Annotated in this window: 1 protein-coding gene and 1 pseudogene; both read left to right on the top strand. The window is 63.4% G+C overall.

What is annotated here, in order from left to right:
* A pseudogene (locus CAPSK01_RS08810) lies at positions 1-413 on the top strand (potassium transporter TrkA); the annotation flags it as partial.
* A gap of 373 nt (positions 414-786) precedes the next feature.
* Positions 787-1,092 carry an STAS domain-containing protein gene (locus CAPSK01_RS08815; RefSeq protein ID WP_034925456.1) on the top strand — a complete coding sequence of 102 codons (306 nt, stop codon included), beginning with the start codon at positions 787-789 and terminating at the stop codon, positions 1,090-1,092.
* Positions 1,093-1,175 lie beyond the last annotated feature (83 nt).

The following is a 1,175-nucleotide window of genomic DNA, read 5'->3' on the forward strand; positions in this document are numbered from 1 at the left end:
GCGTCCGCCTGAACGCCGCCGACGCGCCGGCCGTGCACCGGCTGCTGATCTTTGAGCAGGCCAGCATGCGGCTCGCCAGCCTGCGGGCCGACCCGGCGGCGCGCGACGAAGCGTTGCCGCTGTTGCCGCTGTTGCTGCAGCGCGACGGGTGCGACCACCCACTGCCCGACGACGAAACGATTCTCGCCGCCGGCGACGAGATCCTGTTCGCCGGCACGCGCGCCGCCAAGACGGCGCAGAACCTGACGCTCGACCATCGCACCGTGCTCGACTACGTCCTCACCGGTCGCGACACGCCCGGCTGGCTGTGGCGCTGGCTGAGCCGCGCCGGCCGGACAGGGGAGAGCCGCGGGAACGAGACGCGCCGGATCTCGGCTGCGCGACCTTCTGAAACCAAGCAGCCTAAGGGGTGATTGTTTACCATGAAACCCCTACAGAAAATCAGGGAAGTGCCGTTGTAAACCGTGATCAGGTCTTCGACGCCCTCACTTTATCGAATTTGCCAATAAAGTCACAAGATAAGGCCCTAAAATGGCAAGATGAAGTTGACGTATTGTCAAAAAATGATAATCTACTTATCAATTTTTAGCGACCCTTCCATTTCAATGCGCGCTCCGACTTGCGATTGCTGCCCCCGGTACCCGACAGCCGGGCGCGCCGGAATGGCCGTCGCGACAGCGGCCCCGAGGACGCCGCACCCCCCATGAGACATTGCCCACCGTTTCGTCGGGCAACATCGAACTGTTTTCTGAACCGCGCCGCAAGCGCCCCCAGGAGGAAATGACCATGAAGGTTTCCCAGGCCAACCGCTTCGTCATCGACGAAGCCATGACGATCTACCAGGCGCAGGCGCAGAAAGCGCAGTTGCTCGCGGCGCTGGCGGCGGCCGAAGCGCTCGACCTCGACCTCGCCGCCGTCCCGGAGATCGACACCGCCGGTCTGCAATTGCTGATCCTGCTCAAACGCGAAGTCCTGCAGCAGGGCAAGCAACTGACGATCAGCGGCCACAGCCCGGCGGTCCGCCAGACGCTCGAATTCTGCCGCCTGGTCGGCGTCTTCGGCGACCCGATGATCATTCCTGCCGACGCCTGAAGGAAACCCGATGGACGAACTGACCAGCACCTTCGTCAACGAGAGCCGCGACCAGTTGCTCGCCATGGAAGACGGCCTGCTCA

The sequence above is a fragment of the Candidatus Accumulibacter vicinus genome (assembly GCF_000584955.1).
GTDB classification, from domain to species: domain Bacteria; phylum Pseudomonadota; class Gammaproteobacteria; order Burkholderiales; family Rhodocyclaceae; genus Accumulibacter; species Accumulibacter vicinus.

Coding starts and splice junctions, on each gene's coding strand:
- CAPSK01_RS08815 (WP_034925456.1), top strand. CDS start 787: ATGAAGGTTTCCCAGGCCAACCGCTTCGTCATCGACGAAGCCATGACG.